Origin of the sequence: Paenibacillus sp. FSL L8-0663, assembly GCF_038008125.1 — a bacterium.
GTDB classification, from domain to species: Bacteria; Bacillota; Bacilli; order Paenibacillales; family Paenibacillaceae; genus Paenibacillus; species Paenibacillus polymyxa_D.
Window position 1 is genome coordinate 4,951,651 of record NZ_JBBOYM010000001.1, and the last position, 21,064, is coordinate 4,972,714.

General features: G+C 45.9%; 22 protein-coding genes and 1 other annotated feature. All 22 genes read right to left on the reverse strand.

What is annotated here, in order from left to right; genetic code table 11:
• Positions 1 to 124 precede the first annotated feature (124 nt).
• Positions 125 to 3,670, reverse strand: coding sequence for a DNA-directed RNA polymerase subunit beta (gene rpoB, locus MKY75_RS21980; protein ID WP_029514493.1), 3,546 nt, complete (start codon positions 3,668 to 3,670; stop codon positions 125 to 127).
• A 355-nt stretch (positions 3,671 to 4,025) separates the two neighbouring features.
• The gene (locus MKY75_RS21985) at positions 4,026 to 4,628 is read right to left on the reverse strand and encodes a class I SAM-dependent methyltransferase (protein ID WP_029514494.1); all 603 of its coding nucleotides are present in this window, start codon (positions 4,626 to 4,628) and stop codon (positions 4,026 to 4,028) included.
• Between the two features lie 148 nt (positions 4,629 to 4,776).
• Positions 4,777 to 5,142 (reverse strand): 50S ribosomal protein L7/L12, encoded by a 366-nt coding sequence (rplL, locus tag MKY75_RS21990; protein WP_029514495.1) that lies wholly within the window; start codon positions 5,140 to 5,142, stop codon positions 4,777 to 4,779.
• A 68-nt stretch (positions 5,143 to 5,210) separates the two neighbouring features.
• Positions 5,211 to 5,714 (reverse strand): 50S ribosomal protein L10, encoded by a 504-nt coding sequence (rplJ, locus tag MKY75_RS21995; RefSeq protein WP_013312168.1) that lies wholly within the window; start codon positions 5,712 to 5,714, stop codon positions 5,211 to 5,213.
• 74 nt (positions 5,715 to 5,788) lie between these two features.
• Positions 5,789 to 5,940: a sequence feature (ribosomal protein L10 leader region), on the reverse strand.
• 68 nt (positions 5,941 to 6,008) lie between these two features.
• Positions 6,009 to 6,701, reverse strand: coding sequence for a 50S ribosomal protein L1 (gene rplA, locus MKY75_RS22000; RefSeq protein ID WP_013312169.1), 693 nt, complete (start codon positions 6,699 to 6,701; stop codon positions 6,009 to 6,011).
• An 87-nt stretch (positions 6,702 to 6,788) separates the two neighbouring features.
• Positions 6,789 to 7,214 (reverse strand): 50S ribosomal protein L11, encoded by a 426-nt coding sequence (rplK, locus tag MKY75_RS22005; RefSeq protein WP_007432595.1) that lies wholly within the window; start codon positions 7,212 to 7,214, stop codon positions 6,789 to 6,791.
• A 73-nt stretch (positions 7,215 to 7,287) separates the two neighbouring features.
• Positions 7,288 to 7,821, reverse strand: a complete 534-nt coding sequence (gene nusG, locus MKY75_RS22010) for a transcription termination/antitermination protein NusG (protein ID WP_007432596.1) — start codon at positions 7,819 to 7,821, stop codon at positions 7,288 to 7,290.
• A 22-nt stretch (positions 7,822 to 7,843) separates the two neighbouring features.
• A complete protein-coding gene (secE, locus tag MKY75_RS22015; protein WP_013312170.1) occupies positions 7,844 to 8,035 on the reverse strand; it encodes a preprotein translocase subunit SecE in 192 nt (63 codons plus the stop codon).
• A gap of 20 nt (positions 8,036 to 8,055) precedes the next feature.
• Positions 8,056 to 8,205, reverse strand: coding sequence for a 50S ribosomal protein L33 (gene rpmG, locus MKY75_RS22020; RefSeq protein WP_023990562.1), 150 nt, complete (start codon positions 8,203 to 8,205; stop codon positions 8,056 to 8,058).
• Positions 8,206 to 8,540: 335 nt separating this feature from the next.
• Positions 8,541 to 9,185 carry an RNA polymerase sporulation sigma factor SigH gene (gene sigH / locus MKY75_RS22025; RefSeq protein WP_016324748.1) on the reverse strand — a complete coding sequence of 215 codons (645 nt, stop codon included), beginning with the start codon at positions 9,183 to 9,185 and terminating at the stop codon, positions 8,541 to 8,543.
• A gap of 162 nt (positions 9,186 to 9,347) precedes the next feature.
• Positions 9,348 to 9,869: an NYN domain-containing protein gene (locus MKY75_RS22030; protein WP_007432599.1), complete on the reverse strand. Its 522-nt coding sequence runs from the start codon at positions 9,867 to 9,869 to the stop codon at positions 9,348 to 9,350.
• A 4-nt stretch (positions 9,870 to 9,873) separates the two neighbouring features.
• The gene (rlmB, locus tag MKY75_RS22035) at positions 9,874 to 10,620 is read right to left on the reverse strand and encodes a 23S rRNA (guanosine(2251)-2'-O)-methyltransferase RlmB (protein ID WP_209950198.1); all 747 of its coding nucleotides are present in this window, start codon (positions 10,618 to 10,620) and stop codon (positions 9,874 to 9,876) included.
• A gap of 55 nt (positions 10,621 to 10,675) precedes the next feature.
• The gene (locus tag MKY75_RS22040) at positions 10,676 to 11,134 is read right to left on the reverse strand and encodes a Mini-ribonuclease 3 (protein ID WP_340886515.1); all 459 of its coding nucleotides are present in this window, start codon (positions 11,132 to 11,134) and stop codon (positions 10,676 to 10,678) included.
• The gene (gene cysS / locus MKY75_RS22045) at positions 11,131 to 12,534 is read right to left on the reverse strand and encodes a cysteine--tRNA ligase (protein ID WP_029514498.1); all 1,404 of its coding nucleotides are present in this window, start codon (positions 12,532 to 12,534) and stop codon (positions 11,131 to 11,133) included. The genes MKY75_RS22040 and cysS overlap by 4 nt, the downstream gene beginning before the upstream one ends.
• A gap of 24 nt (positions 12,535 to 12,558) precedes the next feature.
• Positions 12,559 to 13,239, reverse strand: coding sequence for a serine O-acetyltransferase (gene cysE, locus MKY75_RS22050; RefSeq protein WP_340886518.1), 681 nt, complete (start codon positions 13,237 to 13,239; stop codon positions 12,559 to 12,561).
• A 487-nt stretch (positions 13,240 to 13,726) separates the two neighbouring features.
• Positions 13,727 to 15,187, reverse strand: coding sequence for a glutamate--tRNA ligase (gene gltX / locus MKY75_RS22055; RefSeq protein ID WP_029514500.1), 1,461 nt, complete (start codon positions 15,185 to 15,187; stop codon positions 13,727 to 13,729).
• Positions 15,188 to 15,226: 39 nt separating this feature from the next.
• On the reverse strand, positions 15,227 to 15,703 hold the full coding sequence (gene ispF, locus MKY75_RS22060; protein WP_025723806.1) for a 2-C-methyl-D-erythritol 2,4-cyclodiphosphate synthase: 477 nt from the start codon (positions 15,701 to 15,703) through the stop codon (positions 15,227 to 15,229).
• Entirely contained in the window at positions 15,700 to 16,398 is a 699-nt protein-coding gene (ispD, locus tag MKY75_RS22065; protein ID WP_029514501.1) for a 2-C-methyl-D-erythritol 4-phosphate cytidylyltransferase, read from the reverse strand. Before ispD ends, ispF begins: the two co-directional genes overlap by 4 nt.
• A 70-nt stretch (positions 16,399 to 16,468) precedes the next feature.
• On the reverse strand, positions 16,469 to 17,554 hold the full coding sequence (locus MKY75_RS22070; protein WP_029514502.1) for a PIN/TRAM domain-containing protein: 1,086 nt from the start codon (positions 17,552 to 17,554) through the stop codon (positions 16,469 to 16,471).
• 185 nt (positions 17,555 to 17,739) lie between these two features.
• Positions 17,740 to 18,486, reverse strand: coding sequence for a CDP-diacylglycerol--serine O-phosphatidyltransferase (pssA, locus tag MKY75_RS22075; RefSeq protein ID WP_069011498.1), 747 nt, complete (start codon positions 18,484 to 18,486; stop codon positions 17,740 to 17,742).
• Positions 18,487 to 18,540: 54 nt separating this feature from the next.
• Entirely contained in the window at positions 18,541 to 19,617 is a 1,077-nt protein-coding gene (disA, locus tag MKY75_RS22080) for a DNA integrity scanning diadenylate cyclase DisA (RefSeq protein WP_013312183.1), read from the reverse strand.
• Between the two features lie 12 nt (positions 19,618 to 19,629).
• A complete protein-coding gene (gene radA / locus MKY75_RS22085) occupies positions 19,630 to 21,003 on the reverse strand; it encodes a DNA repair protein RadA (RefSeq protein WP_029514504.1) in 1,374 nt (457 codons plus the stop codon).
• Positions 21,004 to 21,064: the final 61 nt, after the last annotated feature.

The window sequence follows — 21,064 nt, forward strand, 5'->3', positions numbered from 1 at the left end:
ACCAAATCCTGAGTTTTTAGGTTTGATACCGCCCAGCAGCACTGGGCGGTATCAAGAAACCTGATCCATCCTAGAATGGATCAAGGTATATAACAAAGCTGATATGAGTCAGTTAGCAGCCAAACTACTCTACGCCAACCTCAGAGCCTTCCAGATTCAAACTCAGCTTATCGCCGCTTGTGTCATCCTCATCATCAAGCTCTCTCATTTCGATCTCTTGTTCGTCTTCAGACAGAATCTTCACGTCCATACCCAAGCTTTGCAGCTCTTTGATCAAGACCTTAAATGATTCTGGAACACCCGGTTCAGGTACATTTTCACCTTTGACAATGGATTCGTAAGTTTTAACACGTCCAACCACATCATCGGATTTCACAGTCAAAATTTCCTGAAGCGTGTACGCCGCGCCGTAGGCTTCCAATGCCCATACTTCCATCTCCCCGAAGCGCTGTCCACCGAATTGAGCTTTACCACCCAATGGTTGCTGCGTAACGAGAGAGTAAGGACCTGTAGAACGAGCATGGATTTTATCATCGACCATGTGCGCCAGTTTAATCATGTGCATGACACCGACAGTAACTTCACGTTCAAAACGATCACCCGTACGTCCGTCATACAACACAGTCTTACCATTACGCTGCATGCCTGCCTCTTCCATTGTATCGAACACGTCATACTCCTTGGCACCATCGAATACTGGAGTTGCCACATGAATACCAAGACGCATTGCAGCCATACCCAGATGGACTTCAAGCACCTGTCCGATGTTCATCCGTGAAGGTACCCCCAGCGGGTTCAGAACGACCTGTACTGGTGTACCATCCGGCAGGAACGGCATATCTTCTTCAGGCAAAATACGGGCAACGACACCCTTGTTACCGTGACGTCCAGCCATTTTATCGCCTTCGGAGATTTTACGTTTTTGAGCAATATATACACGAACCAACTGATTTACACCTGGTGGCAGTTCATCACCATTTTCACGTGTAAACACCTTTACATCTACAACAATCCCATCTGTTCCGTGAGGAACTCTCAAAGAAGTATCGCGAACCTCGCGTGCCTTCTCACCAAAGATTGCGTGTAAGAGACGTTCTTCAGCTGTCAATTCAGTCACACCTTTAGGTGTAACTTTACCAACAAGAATGTCACCTGCACCGATTTCGGCACCAATACGAATGATTCCACGCTCATCCAAGTTGCGAAGCGCCTCTTCACCGACATTTGGAATGTCACGAGTGATTTCTTCAGGTCCAAGTTTCGTGTCACGAGCCTCGGATTCGTATTCCTCAATATGGATCGAGGTGTATACATCCTCCTTGACCAGTTTCTCACTCAGCAGGATCGCATCCTCGTAGTTGTAACCTTCCCAAGTCATGAAGGCAACGACAACGTTACGTCCCAACGCCAACTCACCCATCTCTGTAGATGGACCATCCGCAAGAATATCGCCAACTTTGACAATATCTCCTCTGTTCACAATCGGGCGTTGGTTGATGCAAGTTCCTTGGTTAGATCGCATAAATTTGTGTAATTTATACTTAACAATGTCGCCCTTCACTTCAGCACCATCTACAGTTTCGATACGACGCAACCAAATTTCGTTAGCCGAAGAGCGTTCGATAACTCCGTTGTATTTGGATACAATGCAAACACCAGAATCTTTTGCAGACTTGTGCTCCATTCCTGTTCCGACCAATGGAGACTTCGGAATCAATAGTGGGACAGCCTGACGTTGCATATTGGAACCCATCAATGCGCGGTTAGAGTCATCATTCTCCAGAAACGGAATCAGTGCTGTCGCAACTGATACGACCTGTTTAGGTGATACGTCCATGTAATCGACACGGCTACTAGCCATTGGAATAATGTTATCAGACTGTTTGTTATAACGGACAATGACGACCTCATCCTTAAAGGTGTTTTCCTCCGTCAATTCCGCGTTCGCCTGAGCTACGATGTAGTTATCTTCTTCATCAGCAGTCAGGTAATCAATCTGGTCTGTAACTTTTCCAGTTTTTGGATCTACCCAACGATAAGGAGCTTCGATAAATCCGTACTCGTTGATACGTGCAAATGTGGACAAAGAGTTGATCAAACCAATGTTTGGTCCCTCTGGTGTCTCGATAGGACACATACGGCCGTAGTGACTTGGATGGACGTCACGCACTTCCATGCCTGCGCGTTCACGCGTCAAACCGCCGGGTCCGAGTGCGGACAGACGACGTTTGTGCGTTAATTCAGCAAGCGGGTTTGTCTGATCCATAAACTGAGACAGCTGCGAGCTACCAAAGAACTCTTTAATCGAGGCAATTACCGGACGTATGTTGATCAACGCTTGTGGCGTAATTACATTAGCATCCTGAATCGACATTCTTTCACGCACCACGCGTTCCATACGGGACAAACCGATACGGAACTGGTTTTGGAGCAACTCACCTACAGAACGTAAACGACGATTACCCAAATGGTCAATATCGTCCGTACTTCCGATACCGTGAAGCAAGTTAATAAAATAACTGATGGAGGAAATAATATCGGCAGGCGTAATATTCTTAACCGATTTATCAATATTTCCGTTAGCAATCAGTTTCACTACTTTACCGTCCTCAATTGGCGAGAACACATCAATCGTTTGAAGTGGAATATCATTGCTTTCCAGCACGCCGCTAGCAACATGATACGTGCGGTGTCCTACTGATTCCTCCAGTTGGGCCAGAATCTCGTCCAACAGGCGACGATCCACCATTTGTCCTGCTTCAGCGATAATTTCACCAGTTGTTGTATCAATCAATGTCTCAGCAAGACGTTGATTGAACAGACGGTTTTTGATGTGAAGCTTTTTATTGATTTTGTAACGGCCTACGTTGGCCAGATCATAACGTTTTGGATCAAAGAAGCGTGCAACAAGCAAGCTCTTTGCGTTATCCAGTGTAGGTGGCTCACCCGGGCGAAGACGCTCATAAATTTCAATCAGCGCTTTCTCCGTGGAATCCGTATTGTCTTTATCAAGTGTGTTGCGGATATATTCGTCATTGCCGAGCAAATCCAGAATCTCAGCATCAGTGCCAAAGCCAAGTGCACGCAGCAACACCGTAACCGGAATTTTACGGGTACGGTCAATCCGGACATAGATAATATCCTTCGCATCCATCTCCAGTTCGAGCCAAGCCCCCCGGTTAGGAATTACCGTTGCGGTGTATGTTGTTTTCGCATTCTTGTCGACTTTTGTGCTGAAATAGACGCTGGGAGAGCGAACCAACTGGCTGACAATAACCCGTTCCGCACCGTTAATAATAAACGTACCCGTTTCAGTCATCAGCGGGAAGTCTCCCATGAATACTTCCTGCTCTTTCACTTCCCCGGTCTCTTTATTAATAAGCCGGACTTTTACCCGAAGCGGTGCTGCATACGTAACGTCGCGTTCCTTTGCGTCGTCAACGGTATATTTGGGTTCTCCGAGAGAATAGTCGATAAACTCCAAAATCAGATTTCCAGTGAAATCTTGAATTGGTGAAATATCCCGAAACATTTCCCGTAATCCTTCCTCCAAAAACCAATCATAGGATTTTTGTTGGATCTCAATCAGGTTCGGAACCTCGAGTACCTCATTAATACGTGCATAACTGCGCCGAGTGCGTCGACCATATTGAACAAGATGTCCTGCCAACTTAAACTCACCCCTCATGTCTACTCACTTTAAAAATACATTGCGAACCTCTGTTTGTGACCTTATAATAAGACACATACAGAAGATTCAATCTTACAAATACAGAAAAGCCCTTACTCGAATGCATTCGAAAAAAGAGCAACGTATCTGCAGAATCCTCTTACCGGAAGATCTTCATCACTTGTAGATTTGCCCAAAATGGTTGTATTATACGTAATAGCGATAAATACTATACCTACTACGCATAAATCTATTGACATTTCAACAAACTAAAGCCATGGAGGGCATCCTAATACTGACATTTTATAATGATATCACAGACCAGGATTCAAGTCAATGGTCCTATTGCATTTTCTTAAAAACTTTTTTTGGCCTTCAAAATTCGATAGCCTTTATCCTTTGTAACTTCCTCCACATGACCGAAAAGACTCTCTATCTTAGCACTCGCCGAAGGGGCCCCCTGCTTTTTCTGAATGACTACCCACAAAGTTCCACCCTCATTTAAATGCTCATAAGCAAGTTCAAAAATGGTATGCACTGTTTCTTTTCCTGCACGTATAGGAGGATTCGTCAAAATTACGTCAAAACGTTCATTCTTCACTTCCGCAAACAAATCGCTTTGCTTAACGGTGACATTCTTAACCCCATTACGTTCCGCATTCTCTATCGCTAGTTGAACGGCTCGCTCATTAATATCAACCATTGTGACGTGTCCTTCTGGGACAAGCGCGGCTGCCGCCAAACCAATCGGCCCGTAACCGCATCCTACATCTAATACCGAGGCTTGTGCAGGAAGCTGCATCGCTTCAATCAGCACGCGACTCCCATAATCAATGCCCTGCTTCGAAAAAACGCCTGAATCGCTGACAAAACGGTATGACCGCCCCCGCAGCACTGTTTCCAGGCTCCGTCTTTCATGCGCCGTCTCTGGCCGCTTGGAGTAGTAATGATCAGCCATTCATGCCCACCTCTTTCGGTTGTACTACCATCATAGCCTTTACAATTACCTTTCAGACATGCTGGCACTACCGTTTTACAGCAACAAACCCCTTGAAGATCACCTCAAGGGGTTTGTTTTAGTTCATTGTCTGCTAGAAAGCAGTCAATTATTTCACTTCTACAGAAGCGCCTGCTTCTTCCAATTTTGCTTTAATGGATTCAGCTTCTTCTTTAGCGATTTTTTCTTTCAGTGGTTTTGGAGCGTTGTCAACCAGTTCTTTTGCTTCTTTCAGGCCAAGACCTGTGATTTCGCGAACTGCTTTGATAACGTTGATTTTGGAACCGCCAGCGCTTGTCAAGATTACGTCGAACTCGGATTGCTCAGCTTCAGCTGCGCCACCTGCTGCGCCACCTGCTACAGCTACTGGAGCTGCTGCAGTTACGCCGAATTCTTCTTCGATTGCTTTCACGAGATCGTTCAGTTCCAATACGGACATACCTTTAATTGCTTCCAAGATTTGCTCTTTACTCATGGTTGAACCTCCATTTAAATTCGTATTTTTTTGTTCTCAACTGCTATACAGCAGGTTTAATCCCTAACTTATGCGCTTTGCTCTTCTTTTTCTGCAACAGCTTTAACTGCAAGCGCGAAGTTGCGCACAGGAGCTTGAAGCACGCTGAGGAGCATGGAAAGGAGACCTTCGCGGGATGGCAGTTCTGCCAGTGCTTTGATTTCCTCAACACCGATAACGCGACCTTCTACAACTGCACCTTTCAGTTCCAGTGCATTGTTCTTCTTAGCGAAATCGTTCAAGATTTTAGCTGCAGACACTGCATCATCTTTGCCGAACGCGATTGCAGTAGGACCTGTCAATACTGCGTCCAGTTCAGTCAATTCTGCTGCCGCAGTTGCACGGCGGAGCAGTGTGTTTTTCAGCACTTGAAATTCGATTCCGGCTTCGCGAAGCTGCTTACGCAGCTCAGTTACTTGGGCAACATTCAGACCGCGATAGTCTGCAACCACAGTCGTTACGCTCTCACGTAATTTTGCAGCTACAACTTCAACAGCTTCTTGTTTTGCTTGAATCACCTTTGCATTTGCCAAACTGTACACCTCCTGATCAATTTATCCGCTTTGTTCGAAGCACCCGATCTGGTGATCTCACAAAGCTTGCTTTCATAAGCATGAAAAAAGCCTCCGTAGAGTACGAAGGCTTGATAAATCTACATGGACGGGACAAGCCCGTCACATGAAACGTTCTATCATAACACCTCGGTAGGAAATTAAGCCCTAAGGCACCTACTGTCTACGGTAAGCATATTCAACTTTAATGGTCAGTCACAAGGACTCACAACTTTTATAGAATAACAATTTTGATTGAACATGTCAATCAAAATATTATCTGTAAACAGATGCGTTCACACGTGCACTTGGTCCCATAGTCGAAGAAATAGCGATGTTTTTCAGGTATACACCTTTAGCAGCCGCTGGCTTCGCACGGTTCAAGGCTTCAACCAAGGCTTTAAGGTTCTCGTTCAGCTGTTCAGCACTGAAGGAAGCTTTGCCGATTGGTGCATGAATTTGACCGGCTTTGTCGAGACGGTATTCGATTTTACCGGCTTTAATTTCTTGAACAGCCTTGGCAACGTCGAAAGTAACTGTGCCTGCTTTAGGGTTAGGCATCAAACCTTTACCACCGAGCAAACGACCCAGTTTACCAACCTCACTCATCATATCAGGTGTCGCAACGCAGACGTCGAATTCAAACCAGCCTTGTTGGATTTTGTTGATCATATCTTGATCGCCAACAAAATCAGCGCCAGCAGCTTCCGCTTCTTTCACTTTGTCACCTTTTGCAAATACCAGAACGCGTTGTGTTTTACCCGTACCATGCGGCAGGACAACAACACCACGAACAGCCTGGTCTTGTTTACGGGAATCTACGCCCAGACGAACTGCAGCTTCAACGGTTTCGTCGAATTTAGCAGTCGCAGCCTTTTTCACCAGTTCAACGGCTTCTAAAGGCTCGTAAGTTGCTTCGCTGTCAATCAGCTTAGCAGCTTCCAGGTACTTCTTACCATGTTTAGCCATAATGTTTTCCTCCTTATGTGGTATTAGCGGATATTCCTCCCACACTTGCCGGACAGTCAAACTGCCGGCACACGTAGATTAATAAAATTAATCTACGATGGTGATACCCATGCTGCGAGCAGTACCTTCAACCATACGCATTGCCGATTCTACGGAAGCTGCGTTAAGGTCAGGCATTTTTTGCTCTGCAATTTGACGAACAGCAGCGCGATTTACAGTTGCAACTTTCGTTTTATTCGGTTCACCGGAACCTTTTTCGATTTTAGCAGCAACTTTCAACAGAACAGCAGCCGGTGGAGTTTTGGTGATGAACGTAAAAGAACGATCCTCAAATACCGAAATTTCAACCGGAATAATCAGGCCTGCTTGATCAGCAGTACGAGCATTGAACTCTTTACAGAATGCCATGATGTTGACACCTGCTTGACCCAAAGCTGGACCTACTGGAGGCGCTGGATTAGCTTTCCCTGCAGGAATCTGCAGTTTTACCATTTTAATTACCTTTTTTGCCATGGATGACACCTCCTTGACTCAATAGTGGTAGACGGACCTATCGATCCTCCCACAAGAAACCTGTAAGAAAAATCTATATTTTCTCCACTTGAGTATAATCCAACTCAAGCGGGGTTTCCCGTCCAAACATGTTGACGTGAACTTTAAGCTTGCTCTTCTCAACCAAAATTTCTTCCACGGAGCCCACAAAATTCGCAAAAGGACCAACTTTAATTCGCACGGATTCCTTAACATCGAATTCAATCTTCGGTTTCGGCTCTACCATGCCCATATGCTTCAGAATCTGTTCAACTTCTTCTGGAAGCAATGGCGTCGGTTTGGAACCCGAGCCTGTTGACCCTACAAATCCCGTAACACCTGGTGTGTTGCGTACAACATACCAAGAGTCGTCGGTTTGGACCATTTCGACTAAGACATAACCAGGGTAGACTTTACGCATAACGGTTTTTTTCTTACCGTCCTTGGTTACCAGTTCTTCTTCCATAGGAACAAGAACACGGAATATCTTGTCTTCCATGCCCATGGACTCAACGCGTTTTTCCAAATTGGCTTTGACTTTGTTCTCATACCCTGAATAGGTATGAACGACGTACCATCTTTTTTCCATATCAAGCCACCTGGAACCCTTCCTAGATAATCGCTTCGATCACAGCGGAAATGCCGATGTCGAGAACCCAAAAATAAATCGTGACGAACGCAATTGTCCCTATGACAATCAGCGTATAGTTGGTCAGTTCTTTACGATTGGGCCAGCGAACCTTCTTGAGTTCAGCCCAGCTTTCAGAGAAAAAGGAAAACAGAGACTTGAAACTGCGTTTCACGCCGACTACACCTCCAAAAACTATCTGGTTTCCCGATGAGAAGTCTGTTCGTTACAGGACTTACAGAATTTCTTCATCTCCATGCGGTCGGGGTGATTACGCTTGTTTTTCGTCGTTGTGTAATTTCTTTGTTTGCATGTTGTACAAGCCAAAGTAATAATTACCCGCATGATGTGCACCTCCCGAAGACATCCAACACCGGAAGTCTCATAATTGATCCTAAAAAAAACCGCGAATTTAGGCCTACCTAAAACACTTTATCACACGGGGTTTTCCATGTCAACGAATGTTTGCATACAATTCGCAGTCCCGACTGTGGTGCATTTTAACATCTGTGCATCCTTTTAAACTGTTCTCTGAAAAGCCGCTTCAAAAATCAAGGCGATATCTATTATTCGTCTTTTTTAGTATAAATCATTTGTAACACTTATAAACCTGCATAGCCTACCTATAACGAATAAAAAAAGACTCGGACTCGAGCCTTTTTCCCTGTCAGCCTCTACTTTCAACTATCTCTTACTTCCAGATACTTTTCAAGTTTACGCTTGACCCGTTGCAGCGCGTTATCAATGGATTTCACATGGCGGTCAAGATCCTCTGCAATCTCCTGATACGAACGTCCGTCCAGATACAACATAAGTACCTTGCGTTCCAGTTCGCTCAGAATCTCGGACATCTTGTCCTCAAGGCCCACAAATTCTTCCTGATTGATGATCAGCTCTTCAGGGTCACTTACTTGTGTTCCGCAAATCACATCGAGCAACGTCCGGTCTGACTCTTCATCATAGATGGGCTTGTCCAGAGACACGTAAGAGTTCAGAGGAATGTGCTTTTGTCGTGTAGCCGTCTTAATTGCCGTAATAATCTGTCGTGTAATGCACAACTCGGCGAAAGCCTTGAACGAAGCAAGCTTGTCTCCCTTAAAATCACGAATGGATTTGTAGAGACCAATCATGCCCTCCTGAATAATATCCTCGCGATCAGCACCAATCAGGAAGTAGGATCTGGCCTTGGCCCGCACAAAGTTCCGGTATTTGTTGATCAGAAACTCCAGCGCTTCCCCATCACCTTCATGGACTGCTCCGACAATGTCTTCATCATTTTTGTAATCAAACTTTGACAACATGATATCCTTGAGGTCCACACTCACTAACAATCCCTCCGGCTGCAACGCAAGGTACCCGTTACTCTCTCAAATATACGACAAGTATACGCGATGTAACCTGATACCGTCAACCACAACAACCTAAAAAAGAAGAGCGCTAACAAAATTGTCAATGGTTTCAAAATGGAGTGGCGTCCAATTATTGGTTTATTCTCTTCTCCATCGTTCAAACAACTTTCGAAGCTCCGGGCTCAGTTTGGCATCTAGCGAGTTACGGGACAATTTAGCACTATCCTGCTGGATTCGCTTCTGCACTTCTCTTTCGGATTCCTCAATCTCGATCAGTAGTTCTCGCGCCGACACCCTAAGTGCACCTTGCCCAAATGCGACATGTTGCTCTACCTGATCGCTTGTCGCTACGTAAATACTTCTTCTTTTACTGCTCAGCTCCCGAACCAATCGCTCGATGCACTCATCAGCAGTTTCTTTTTCTCTGGTAAAATAAATCTGGACTTTGCTCTGAGCAAAAGTTTTACCTAATCCTGGCACCCTGTAAGCATCAAATACGACGATGACTCTTCTGCCGGAATACGCCTGATGATCCGCCAGTCGTTCAAGAAGTCTGTCCCTCGCTTCCTGCATACCAGATTGTACCAGTGCGGAAAGTTCGGGCCAGGCTCCAATCATGTTGTAACCGTCCACAAGCAGAACATCCCGCGTGTCAGCCATATCGTTAGCCTCGTGCCTGTCGTCCGCGCAATACTTCGTACATGACAACACCTGCAGCTACAGAAGCATTAAGGGAATTAATTTGCCCCGCCATTGGCAGCTTGACGAGTACATCGCATTTCTCACGAATCAAACGGCCCATACCTTTATTTTCGTTACCAATGACAATGGCTACTGGTCCAGTGAATACTCCATTCCCAAAGACAGAGTCTGTCGCTGTAACATCCGTGCCAACTACCCATACACCTTCTTCTTTAAGACGATCAATGGTTTGTCCCAGATTGTTTACACGCGCCACCGGAACGTACTCCACAGCACCTGCCGATGTTTTGGACACCGTTACAGTTACAGCTGCAGAACGCCTTTTCGGCACAATAACACCATGCGCTCCAGTACAGTCCGCTGTACGAAGGATGGAGCCCAAATTATGAGGGTCTTCAATCTCATCCAGCAAAATCAAAAACGGCTCTTCTCCCTTATCACGAGCAGTTGCGAGCAATTCTTCCACTTCAACATAAGCAAAAGGCGCAGCTTGCGCGACCACTCCCTGATGTTGAATGCCCGGAACCATTTGATCCAGCTTACGCTTGTCCACCTGCAAAACAATAATTCCTGCTTTTCTCGCCTCAGCTGTAATCGGCAGTGTCAAATGTTTTTGCGCATTATCCGCAATCCAAATTTTATTTATTGTTCTGCCTGAACGCAATGCCTCCGTTACCGAATGCTTACCGGCAATCCATTCTTCTTCCATCTCTAGCTTCCTCCCGGGAAACGGCTGATACTTGTTCCATCCAGTCCATTCCCATTTATGATTTTTCTGTATTTTCCATTTGTGCAATTCCGTACGTAATCAACTCTCTTAATCTGTCCAAATGTCCATCACAATAAAGAGATCCAATCAACCCCTCCAGTGCAGTGGCGTGCCGATACTCAAGCACATCAGCATTTTTGGGCAAACTTCCTGATTTAGCATTTCTTCCTTGTCGGACAATATCGCGTTCTTCTTCCGTCAGTACATTTTCCAATAGCCCCAACATGCGACTCTGCGCCTTGGCGGAGACTAGCCCTGTGGCTCGCCGATGCAGATGATTTGGACGCAGGTTAGGCTGTGCCAACAAATATTGCCGGACAGCTACCTCGTACACTGCATCACCAATGTAAGCTAGTGCAATGGGAGGCATCAAACGTGCTGGCTTGGACGCAGGGTACGGGAACCAGTTCCCCGTACCTTCCAATGCTCCTGAGTTCAGTGGCTTATCATTCATTTTCGCCGCCACCGCATCCCCTGCGCCGTATCTTCAAGCACAATGCCTTTTGCAGCCAACAGATCGCGAATTTCGTCAGCTCTACCCCAATTTCTGGTCTTACGAGCTTCGACACGTTCTGCAATTAACTGCTCAATTTCGTCATCCAGCAACTCTTCACTCGGCTCCGAATAAATGCGAAGCACGTTATTCATCGAATGAAAGGTATGCAATACAGCTTGTAATTCTGCCTGATGTACGACATCTCGTTGCAACAAATGGTTTGCTTCGCTAACCCAATCGAATACAGCAGTAATCGCATCAGGTGTGTTGAAATCATCATTCATTTTTTCGCCAAACTGCTGCAAAATTCCGTCGAGCTTCGTTTGCAGTTCCGTCGATACTCCCTCATTACCTTTCAGCGCATTAGCTAAACGATGCTTCACATTGGCAACTGCATTGGCGATCCGTTCGACACTGTTCTCCGCCTGACTCATAGTCTCTTGGTTGTAGTTTAACGGATTTCGGTAATGCGTCGACAACATAAAATAACGTATAGCCTCAGGCTTGTGATGAGCGCGCAAATCTTTAACTAAAATACCATTACCGAGTGATTTCGACATTTTTTCATTATCTATGCGAATATATCCGTTATGCATCCAGTAGCGGGATAATGGCTTACCTGTAATCACTTCTGATTGTGCGCATTCACATTCATGATGCGGAAATTGCAGATCCTGTCCGCCCCCATGAATATCCAGTGTATCCCCCAAATAATGGCGAGCCATAGCAGAGCATTCGATATGCCAGCCTGGTCGTCCATTTCCCCAAGGGCTCGACCAATGAATTTCGCCCGGCTTCGCTGCCTTCCAGAGTACAAAGTCCTCGGCATTTTCCTTGCGTTCATCCACATTGATACGAATTCCGAACTGAAGCTCTTCCAGATTTTGACCTGACAGTTGTCCGTAATCTTTGAACTTTTTGGTCCGATAGAACACGTCGCCATCATTCTCATAGGCATAGTCTTTGTCTACCAATTCCTTAATAAAATCAATAATCAGATCCATGCTCTCTGTTACACGAGGGTTCATACTGGCAGCAGGAACATTCAATCCTGTCAGATCCTCATGGTAGGCAGCAATAAATTTCTCAGCAACTGCCGAAACATTCATGTCAAGTTCCCGAGCTTTGCGGATTAGTTTATCATCGACATCCGTAAAATTCACCACATAGTTTACATCATAGCCCAAGTACTCCAGGTAGCTACGCACCACATCAAATACAATTACAGGTCGTGCATTGCCAATATGAATGTAATCATACACGGTAGGACCGCATACATACATTTTAACCTTTCCAGGCTCCAGTGGCACAAAAGGCTCCCGACTCCTCGTCATTGTATTATAAATTTGAAGCGGCATTGTTATGTTCCTCCCTCATGAAAATCATTTTTCTAATGTATTCTCTTGGGCCACCTGATGTTTCTGAGCGGATGCCCCATCCTTCAAATCAGACATTTCTGCACGCAAACGTTCTATTTCCCGTTGAAGCTCTCGCATAGAATCCACAACCGGATCAGGCAACTGATGACTAAGTCGGTCTGGACGCCTACCATCCTGTCTGACAACTCGCCCCGGGATGCCCACCACCGTACTGTTTGGTGGAACTTCTTTGAGCACAACCGAGTTAGAGCCAATGTTGGATTGTGCCCCAATCGTGAAAGAGCCTAATATCTTCGCACCAGAGCCGATAACAACATTATTCCCAATGGTCGGATGGCGCTTCCCTTTCTCTTTCCCAGTCCCGCCGAGTGTGACCCCCTGATACAATACGACATCGTCGCCAATCTCACAGGTTTCCCCGATGACAACTCCCATGCCATGGTCAATGAACAGCCGATCTCCGATATGAGCGCCAGGATGAATTTCAATGCCTGTCATAAACCTTGATACCTGGGATATAACACGGGCTAGAGTACACCAGTTTCGCAAATAAAACCAATGTGCGATTCGGTGTGCCCAAAGGGCATGAACACCGGAATACGTAAAAATGACCTCCAGCTTACTCCGGGCGGCCGGATCATTATCCAAAACAGTCTGAATGTCGGATTTGAAATGTCTGAACATGTCGCCCTCCTATTCCCTTCATATCCTTGCCGCATCATCACAACACTTCACGTTCCGCCAATTTTCGCATCCACCAGCACTCTTCGACATTTTTCTATCTATAACGAGTCTGAGTCTGATAAAAAAGAAAAAGCGCCTCCGCAGCCTAAGCTGCAGAGACGCATGAACGTGGTCCCACTCTGCTTTCGAACATATCTGCTGCATAAAAAGCAGATAATCCGTCTTTGGCGTCCTGTAACGGGAACGAATCGGCACGCCCTTGTCACATCAGCATTTGATGCTAATGAGGGTTCGGGCGCACGGCTCCCAGGCGCATTTCCTCCGCAGGTCAACTGGACGGCTCTCAGCCTGGGGTTTCCCCTCGACCGTCCTCTCTGGCAGATGCCCTTATGCAGTGTACTTCTCCTGTTCGCAGCCTTTACACGTAAATATCAATCCGTATCAATGGAGTCATTATAGCGAAAAGACAACAAATTGACAAGAAATATCAGCCTTTAATTTGTGCCTTGAGACGATCCAGTACCTTGTCACGTCCAAGCAAAAAGATAGTTTCATTCAGATCCCGTCCATGCGTTTGGCCTGTAAGAGCCACACGAATCGGCATGAATAATTGTTTCCCCTTAAAACCGGTTTCCTTTTGAACTTCTTTGATCAGCTTAGCCATTTGTGGAGCTGTAAATTCCTCACTCGTTTCAACTTTACCTGCAAAAGCTCTAAGTACCTCAGGAACCTGCTCTTCGGCCAATACAGCTGCTGCTTCAGCATCCAGTTCCAGATGTGAACGGAAAAACAACTCAGACAACGTTACAATATCGGACGCAGATGTCATCTGTTCCTGGTATAAGCGAACAAGGGCCTTAGCCCAATCCAGTTGTTCCGCAGACAGCTCAGTAGGCAACAGCCCCGCTGTCTGGAGATGTGGAATCGCCATGCTGGCAATTCGCTCAGGATCAGCCTTTTTAATATAGTGATTGTTCAAATAAGCAAGCTTATTTGTATCAAACACAGCTGGACTTTTGGACAAACGATTAGGATCGAAAATCGAAATCAGTTGTTCCCGATCATAGATCTCTTCTTCGCCTTCTGGGGACCAACCCAGCAGTGCGATGAAGTTGAATATAGCTTCTGGCAAATAGCCCAACTTGTCATACTGCTCCATAAACTGAATAATGGATTCGTTACGTTTACTGAGCTTTTTGTGATCCTCACCTACAATCAGCGTCATATGACCGAAGCGTGGCGGTTCCCACCCGAGAGCTTCAAAGATCATCAACTGCCGCGGTGTATTGGAAACATGGTCTTCGCCCCGTAGTACATGCGATATTTTCATCAAATAATCGTCAACTGCTACAGCGAAGTTATATGTCGGAATACCGTCTTTTTTGACGATAACAAAATCGCCGCTTTCCTTGGAATTGAACGTAATTTGTCCTTTAACGATATCGTCAAACGTATATTCACGATCTTCCGGTACACGGAAACGAATACTTGGTACACGGCCCTCTGCTTCAAATGCCTGGCACTGTTCTTCTGTTAGATCACGATGTTTTCCAGAATAGCGCGGTGTCTCCCCACGTGCCGTCTGCTCTTCACGCTCGCGCTCCAGCTCTTCTTCAGTGCAGTAACAGCGGTAAGCCAAACCACGATCCAGCAAATCCTGCCAGTATGTTTTATATATGTCCAAGCGTTCAGTCTGACGATAAGGTCCAAACTCTCCTCCCACGTCTACGCTCTCATCCCAGTCCATACCCAACCATTTCAAATATTTAAGTTGGCTTTCTTCTCCGCCCTCAATATTGCGCTTCACATCTGTGTCTTCGATACGAATAATAAATTTCCCACCTTGATTGCGGGCAAACAAATAATTAAATAATGCCGTTCTGGCATTTCCAATGTGCAGATGCCCTGTAGGGCTTGGTGCATAACGTACACGAACTTCCGTGCTCATATAATCTCCTCCAAATTGAATTACTCAAGATGATAGCATTTACTTGATAAGACAGACAACCGATTGAGCCGCGATTCCTTCACCCCGGCCGGGAAACCCGAGTTGCTCTGTCGTGGTCGCCTTGACGTTCACCTGGGATAGCTCCTCTGCTTCCAGCGCCCGAGCGATGACTTCATTCATCTGCGGAATATACGATGCCATTTTGGGCTTTTGTGCGATAATCGTAGAATCGATATTCCCCAGGCGATATCCTCGCTCTTTAGCTAGCCCCCACACATGCTCCAGTAGCTTAAGACTGTCAGCATCCTTAAATTCTGGGTCATTATCTGGAAAATGCTTCCCGATGTCTCCCAAGCCAAGCGCGCCCAGGATAGCATCGCTAATGGCATGCAACAGTACGTCTGCATCGGAATGGCCCAATAAACCTTTTTCATACGGAATATTCACACCTCCGATGATGCATGGCCTTCCTTCCACCAGCTGGTGGACGTCAAATCCTTGTCCCACTCTGATCATTTGATATCCTCTCCCTCTGTTTTCACCCATAGCGCCGCCATATCCAAATCCTCCGGTGTAGTAATTTTGATGTTCTTATAGCTGCCTTGAACGACAGTAACCGGAATGCCTAGCCGCTCTATCAGCATAGAATCATCTGTTCCCAAGAATCTCGACTGCTCCGCTTCCTCATAGGCTCGCAGCAGATCGGAAAGACGAAAAGTCTGTGGCGTTTGAATACTCCACAGACTTCGGCGATCCGGCGTTGCTGTAATGATACCATCCCCGTTCACTTGCTTGACCGTATCCTTTACAGGTACTGCCGCTACAGAAGCACCAGTACGCTGGGCTGCCTCAAGGCATGAACGTACAAGCTCAGGTTGAATGAGTGGACGCACACCATCATGCACCATCACCCAATCCGCTTGTAAGTGGCGCAGACCGCGATAGACCGAATGCTGGCGTTCACTGCCACCAGCCACCACCCGTACATTTTTACCGATTTTGTATTGATGAATCCAATCTCGGCAGCGTTCCACATCTGCTGTCCCAGTCACCATCACCATTTCATCCACTTCGGGCATAGCTGCGAATATTTCAAGTGTATGTATGAAGATGGGCTTGTCCCGCAAAAGCAGAAATTGCTTGCTCTCCTGCGTCCCCATACGGGAGCCGCGCCCTGCTGCCACAATGACAACTCCTACCCGATTGTTCATTCAAATAACTCCTGCCCTGATCGCACTTGGACGATCCGTATGATAACACATCTACTTCATCATACCGCGTTTATTGAGCTTTTTCCAATAATTTCGGTTTGGCAAAGATCATACGTCCGGCCGAGGTCTGAAGTACACTCGTGACCAGCACCTCCATAAGAGAGCCAATATAGTCACGTCCGCCTTCCACAACAATCATCGTACCATCATCCAGATAGGCTACACCCTGCCCATGCTCCTTGCCGTCTTTAATAATCTGCACCATAATTTCCTCACCGGGCAGTACGACAGGCTTCACTGCATTCGCCAAATCGTTAATATTCAGCACTGATACACCTTGCAGTTCGCATACTTTATTCAGGTTAAAATCGTTAGTTACAACTTTACCCTGTAACACCTTTGCCAGCTTGACCAACTTACTGTCAACCTCTGAAATTTCCTCAAAATCACCTTCGTAAATGAGCACATTCACATCCAGCTCTTTTTGGATTTTATTCAAAATATCCAGGCCCCGTCGTCCACGATTACGCTTAAGTAAATCTGATGAATCTGCAATATGCTGAAGCTCCTCTAACACAAATTCAGGAATCACAATCGTTCCTTCAATAAAACCTGTCTTGCAGATATCTGCAATACGCCCATCTATAATGACGCTGGTGTCCAAAATTTTATGTTCCTCCAGCTTGCGTTCTTCTGCACCCGTTCCCCGACCAAAAAAGCCAGAACTCCAAAAGGATGACAGCTCGTCCCGCTTTTCTAGTCCAACCATCAATCCCACATATCCACATATCACGGTAACAGCCGTCTGGATAAGTTGACCCGGGGCCCCCAACCATGAAAAAAGCGGATAGACTGCTAAGGAAAGTATCAATCCCACCGCTAAACCAATCACACCTGCCATCATCTCGTTCATCGGAATTCGTACCAAGCCTTCAATGCCCTGTTGCAACCGGTTCGCCACGGATGCTCCTGCGAATGAGCACCCGGCCATAAATAACACTGCTCCCGCCATCATCCAAACAACCATTCCCGGTAAAGACCCATCACTCAACCATTCTGGCATCCACGATACAATGCCCCCTACCCGCTGGTATAACGTATAGCCAAACCATGCTCCGCACAATCCTGTAAAAGTTAAAATAGCCTTTCTCCACATTGAATCTCTATACCTCCTTTATTTTCTTTTCATTAGTCTGCTATTTATTGGATACATAGCATTTCTCTTACCAGTATGATCCATTTCCCACATAACTAACCCTGTGTTTTCACTTTTTATGCATAAAAAAAGCATTTATCTCCTTGAAATAATTCAAGGAAATAAATGCTTATACTTGCTTGATACTACCGCTGTGAATGACGATATTGATCGTCCTGTTCTTCCTGACTGGAACGATCCCGATCACGCCCACGTCTGCGTGATAGTTTACGAATGTTCAGCTTCATACCATACAATGCATACAGCACCAGTGGCACAAAAATCAGCTTCGACAGCTGGTCAGGGAATTTAACAGCCAACACCACCGCTGCAATTACGACCCATGGAGCCACCCAAATTGCTTTTTTCGGGAGGCCAACCTTTTTAAAATTTGGATATTTCATGGAGCTGACCATCAAATAAGAGACCAGCAACATGGCAATCGACATGTATAACAAAGAAATATCGTTATGGAATAAGGACAAAGTGGCTAATACGCCACCTGCTGCCGGAATTGGTAGACCCGTAAAATAACCTGGTACACCAGGACGTACGTTAAATCGAGCCAAACGCAACGCTCCGCACATCGGGAAAATGGCAGTAACCGTCCAAGCGAGAGCCGAATTCGCATCATGAAAAGCAACCATGTACATAATAACTGCGGGAGCAACACCAAAAGATATCATATCTGATAAGGAGTCCAGTTCTTTACCGAATTCGCTTTGGGCATTCAGGACCCGGGCCATTCTTCCATCCAGTCCGTCCAACAACATGGCGACAATAACCATAATAGCGGCAAGACTGTATTTTCCGTCTACAGCCAATAAAATGGCGATCATTCCGAGAAACAAGTTACCTAAGGTACACAAGTTCGGAATTGATTTGGTAATCATCTCTTCACCTCAATGTATGAATTGTTCCATTATAATCCTTTCACTGTATTACATTTACATTTGCCTGTCAATGAAAACTTGTTCCTGCAAACGTTTAAGACCTTCTTTAATCGTACGCGCACGAACCTCTCCAATACCATCCACTTCATCCAGTTCTTCTATCGTTGCTGTGATGACATGTGGAAAACGTCCAAACCGCTCTACCAGATTATGAATAATCACATTCGGTAAACGCGGTATCTTGTTCAGTACCCGATAGCCGCGTGCAGCAATATACTCCTCTGATGTCGCAGCTGAAGAAGGGTAGCCTAGTAAACGTACAATATGATTCACATCCAACAATTCGTCGTCCGTAGAACGTTTGAGTCCCAATATAATTTCACGAATCTTTTCGTCGCTATCGTCTTTGGCATAATCCTTATACAACAACCATGCTTCTTCCTCAATATTGCTGACAAGCTCTTCCATCTGCATACTAATTAGACGGCCCTCATTTCCGAGCTCGTTAATAAATCGTTTGATCTCCATTTTGATGCGCAGCACCATTTCGATCCGTTGGATGACATTAACGACCTCCGGCATGGTAACCAGCTCTTCAAATTCAGATGCTGTCAAATTCGTAGAGGCTTGCCCCAACACAGATCTATATTTTTCTAACGTCTGAATAGCCTGATTGGCTTTCGTTAAAATAACCCCGATTTCCTTGAGCGCATACCGTAATGTCCCCTGATACAAGGTAATAATATTACGCCGCTGGGAAATAGACACAACTAATTTGCCAGTCTGCTTTGCAACTCGTTCTGCTGTCCGGTGCCGAATTCCTGTTTCAATTGAAGAAATGGAGGAGTCCGGAATCAGTTGCGTATTGGCATATAAAATTCGTTTTAAATCCTCGCTTAATATGATTGCGCCGTCCATTTTAGCCAACTCATATAAATAGTTCGGTGAAAAATCACAATTGATGGAGAAACCGCCATCCACGACTTCCATAACTTCTGGGCTATAGCCAACGACCAGAAGAGCACCCGTTTTGGCACGCAAAACGTTTTCCAACCCGTCGCGAAAGGGAGTTCCCGGTGCCACAAGCCGCAGCAAATCGTTCATTTTATCCAGTTGGCTCGCTTCTTTCATTCTCAATGCCCCCTAATCTAATGCGGCTGCTAGTGCATCTGCCACCGTTCCTACTCCTATAATTTGTATCCCTTTCGGATGTGTCCAACCCTTCAAGCTTTTCTCCGGCATGATCACCCGTTTGAAACCTAGTTTCTCCGCTTCTCGTACTCGCTGTTCTGCTCGGGATACCGCGCGCACCTCACCTGTCAGTCCCACCTCGCCAAAAATCACATCATACGGCTTTGTAGGAGCATCCCTAAAGCTGGAAGCAATGCTCACAGCTATAGCCAAATCCACCGCCGGTTCATCCAACTTCACGCCTCCGGCTACGTTGAGATAAGCGTCCTGGTTTTGCAAAAACATGCCCATCCGCTTTTCTAGCACGGCTATGATTAATCCCATTCGATGATGGTCGACTCCTGTGCCCATTCGGCGTGGAGATGGAAAATGTGTAGCTGCAATCAATGCTTGCAGTTCAACCAATACAGGTCGGGTTCCTTCCATACTGGCTACAACAGTAGAACCTGCCACCCCCAGTGGCCGTTCAGACAGGAATAGTTCAGAAGGATTCGAAACCTCACGCAAACCGCTTTCAGCCATTTCAAAAATACCAATTTCATTTGTAGAACCAAAACGATTTTTAACTGCACGCAAAAGCCGATACGTATGGTGACGCTCTCCTTCAAAATAAAGTACACAATCAACCATATGTTCCAACAAACGCGGACCTGCAATGGCCCCTTCCTTGGTCACATGTCCTACCAATACCGTAGCAATACCTAGCCCCTTGGCAATTCGCATAAAGCGTGAAGTACACTCTCGCACCTGAGCCACACTACCTGGTGCACTCGTCACCTCAGGCAAATATACAGTCTGTATCGAGTCGATGACCAAAAACTCCGGCTTCAAGCTGTCCACCGCTTCTTCAATCGTCTCCAAATTCGTCTCACATAATACGTATAGGCTGGGGGACAAGGCACCGAGTCGATCTGCACGTAGTTTCGTTTGACGGACAGATTCCTCACCAGACACGTACAGCACCTTTAAACCAGTTAAAGCCAGCTCATTAGATGTTTGCAGCATAAGCGTAGATTTACCGATTCCCGGATCACCGCCCACCAAAACGAGTGAACCCGGCACCACACCTCCACCGAGTACTCGATTCAATTCGCCAATTCCCGTCAAAATTCGTGCTTCTTTACCGCTCTCCACCTCTATAATAGGGAGTGGCTTGTCTTTTGTGCTATGAGTAAGAAGGGAAGACCCCATTCCTTGAGTTTTTACAACGCTTTCTGTTTCTTCGACCATGGAATTCCATGCCTGGCATCCAGGACATTTTCCGTACCATTTGGGCGATTCATAACCACATTCCGTACAGGAAAACTTAGTTTTCACTTTAGCCATACTTTGTTCCTTGGCTCCTTATTGACGACGATGATGTCAAATTTATGTTCATACAGCCCAG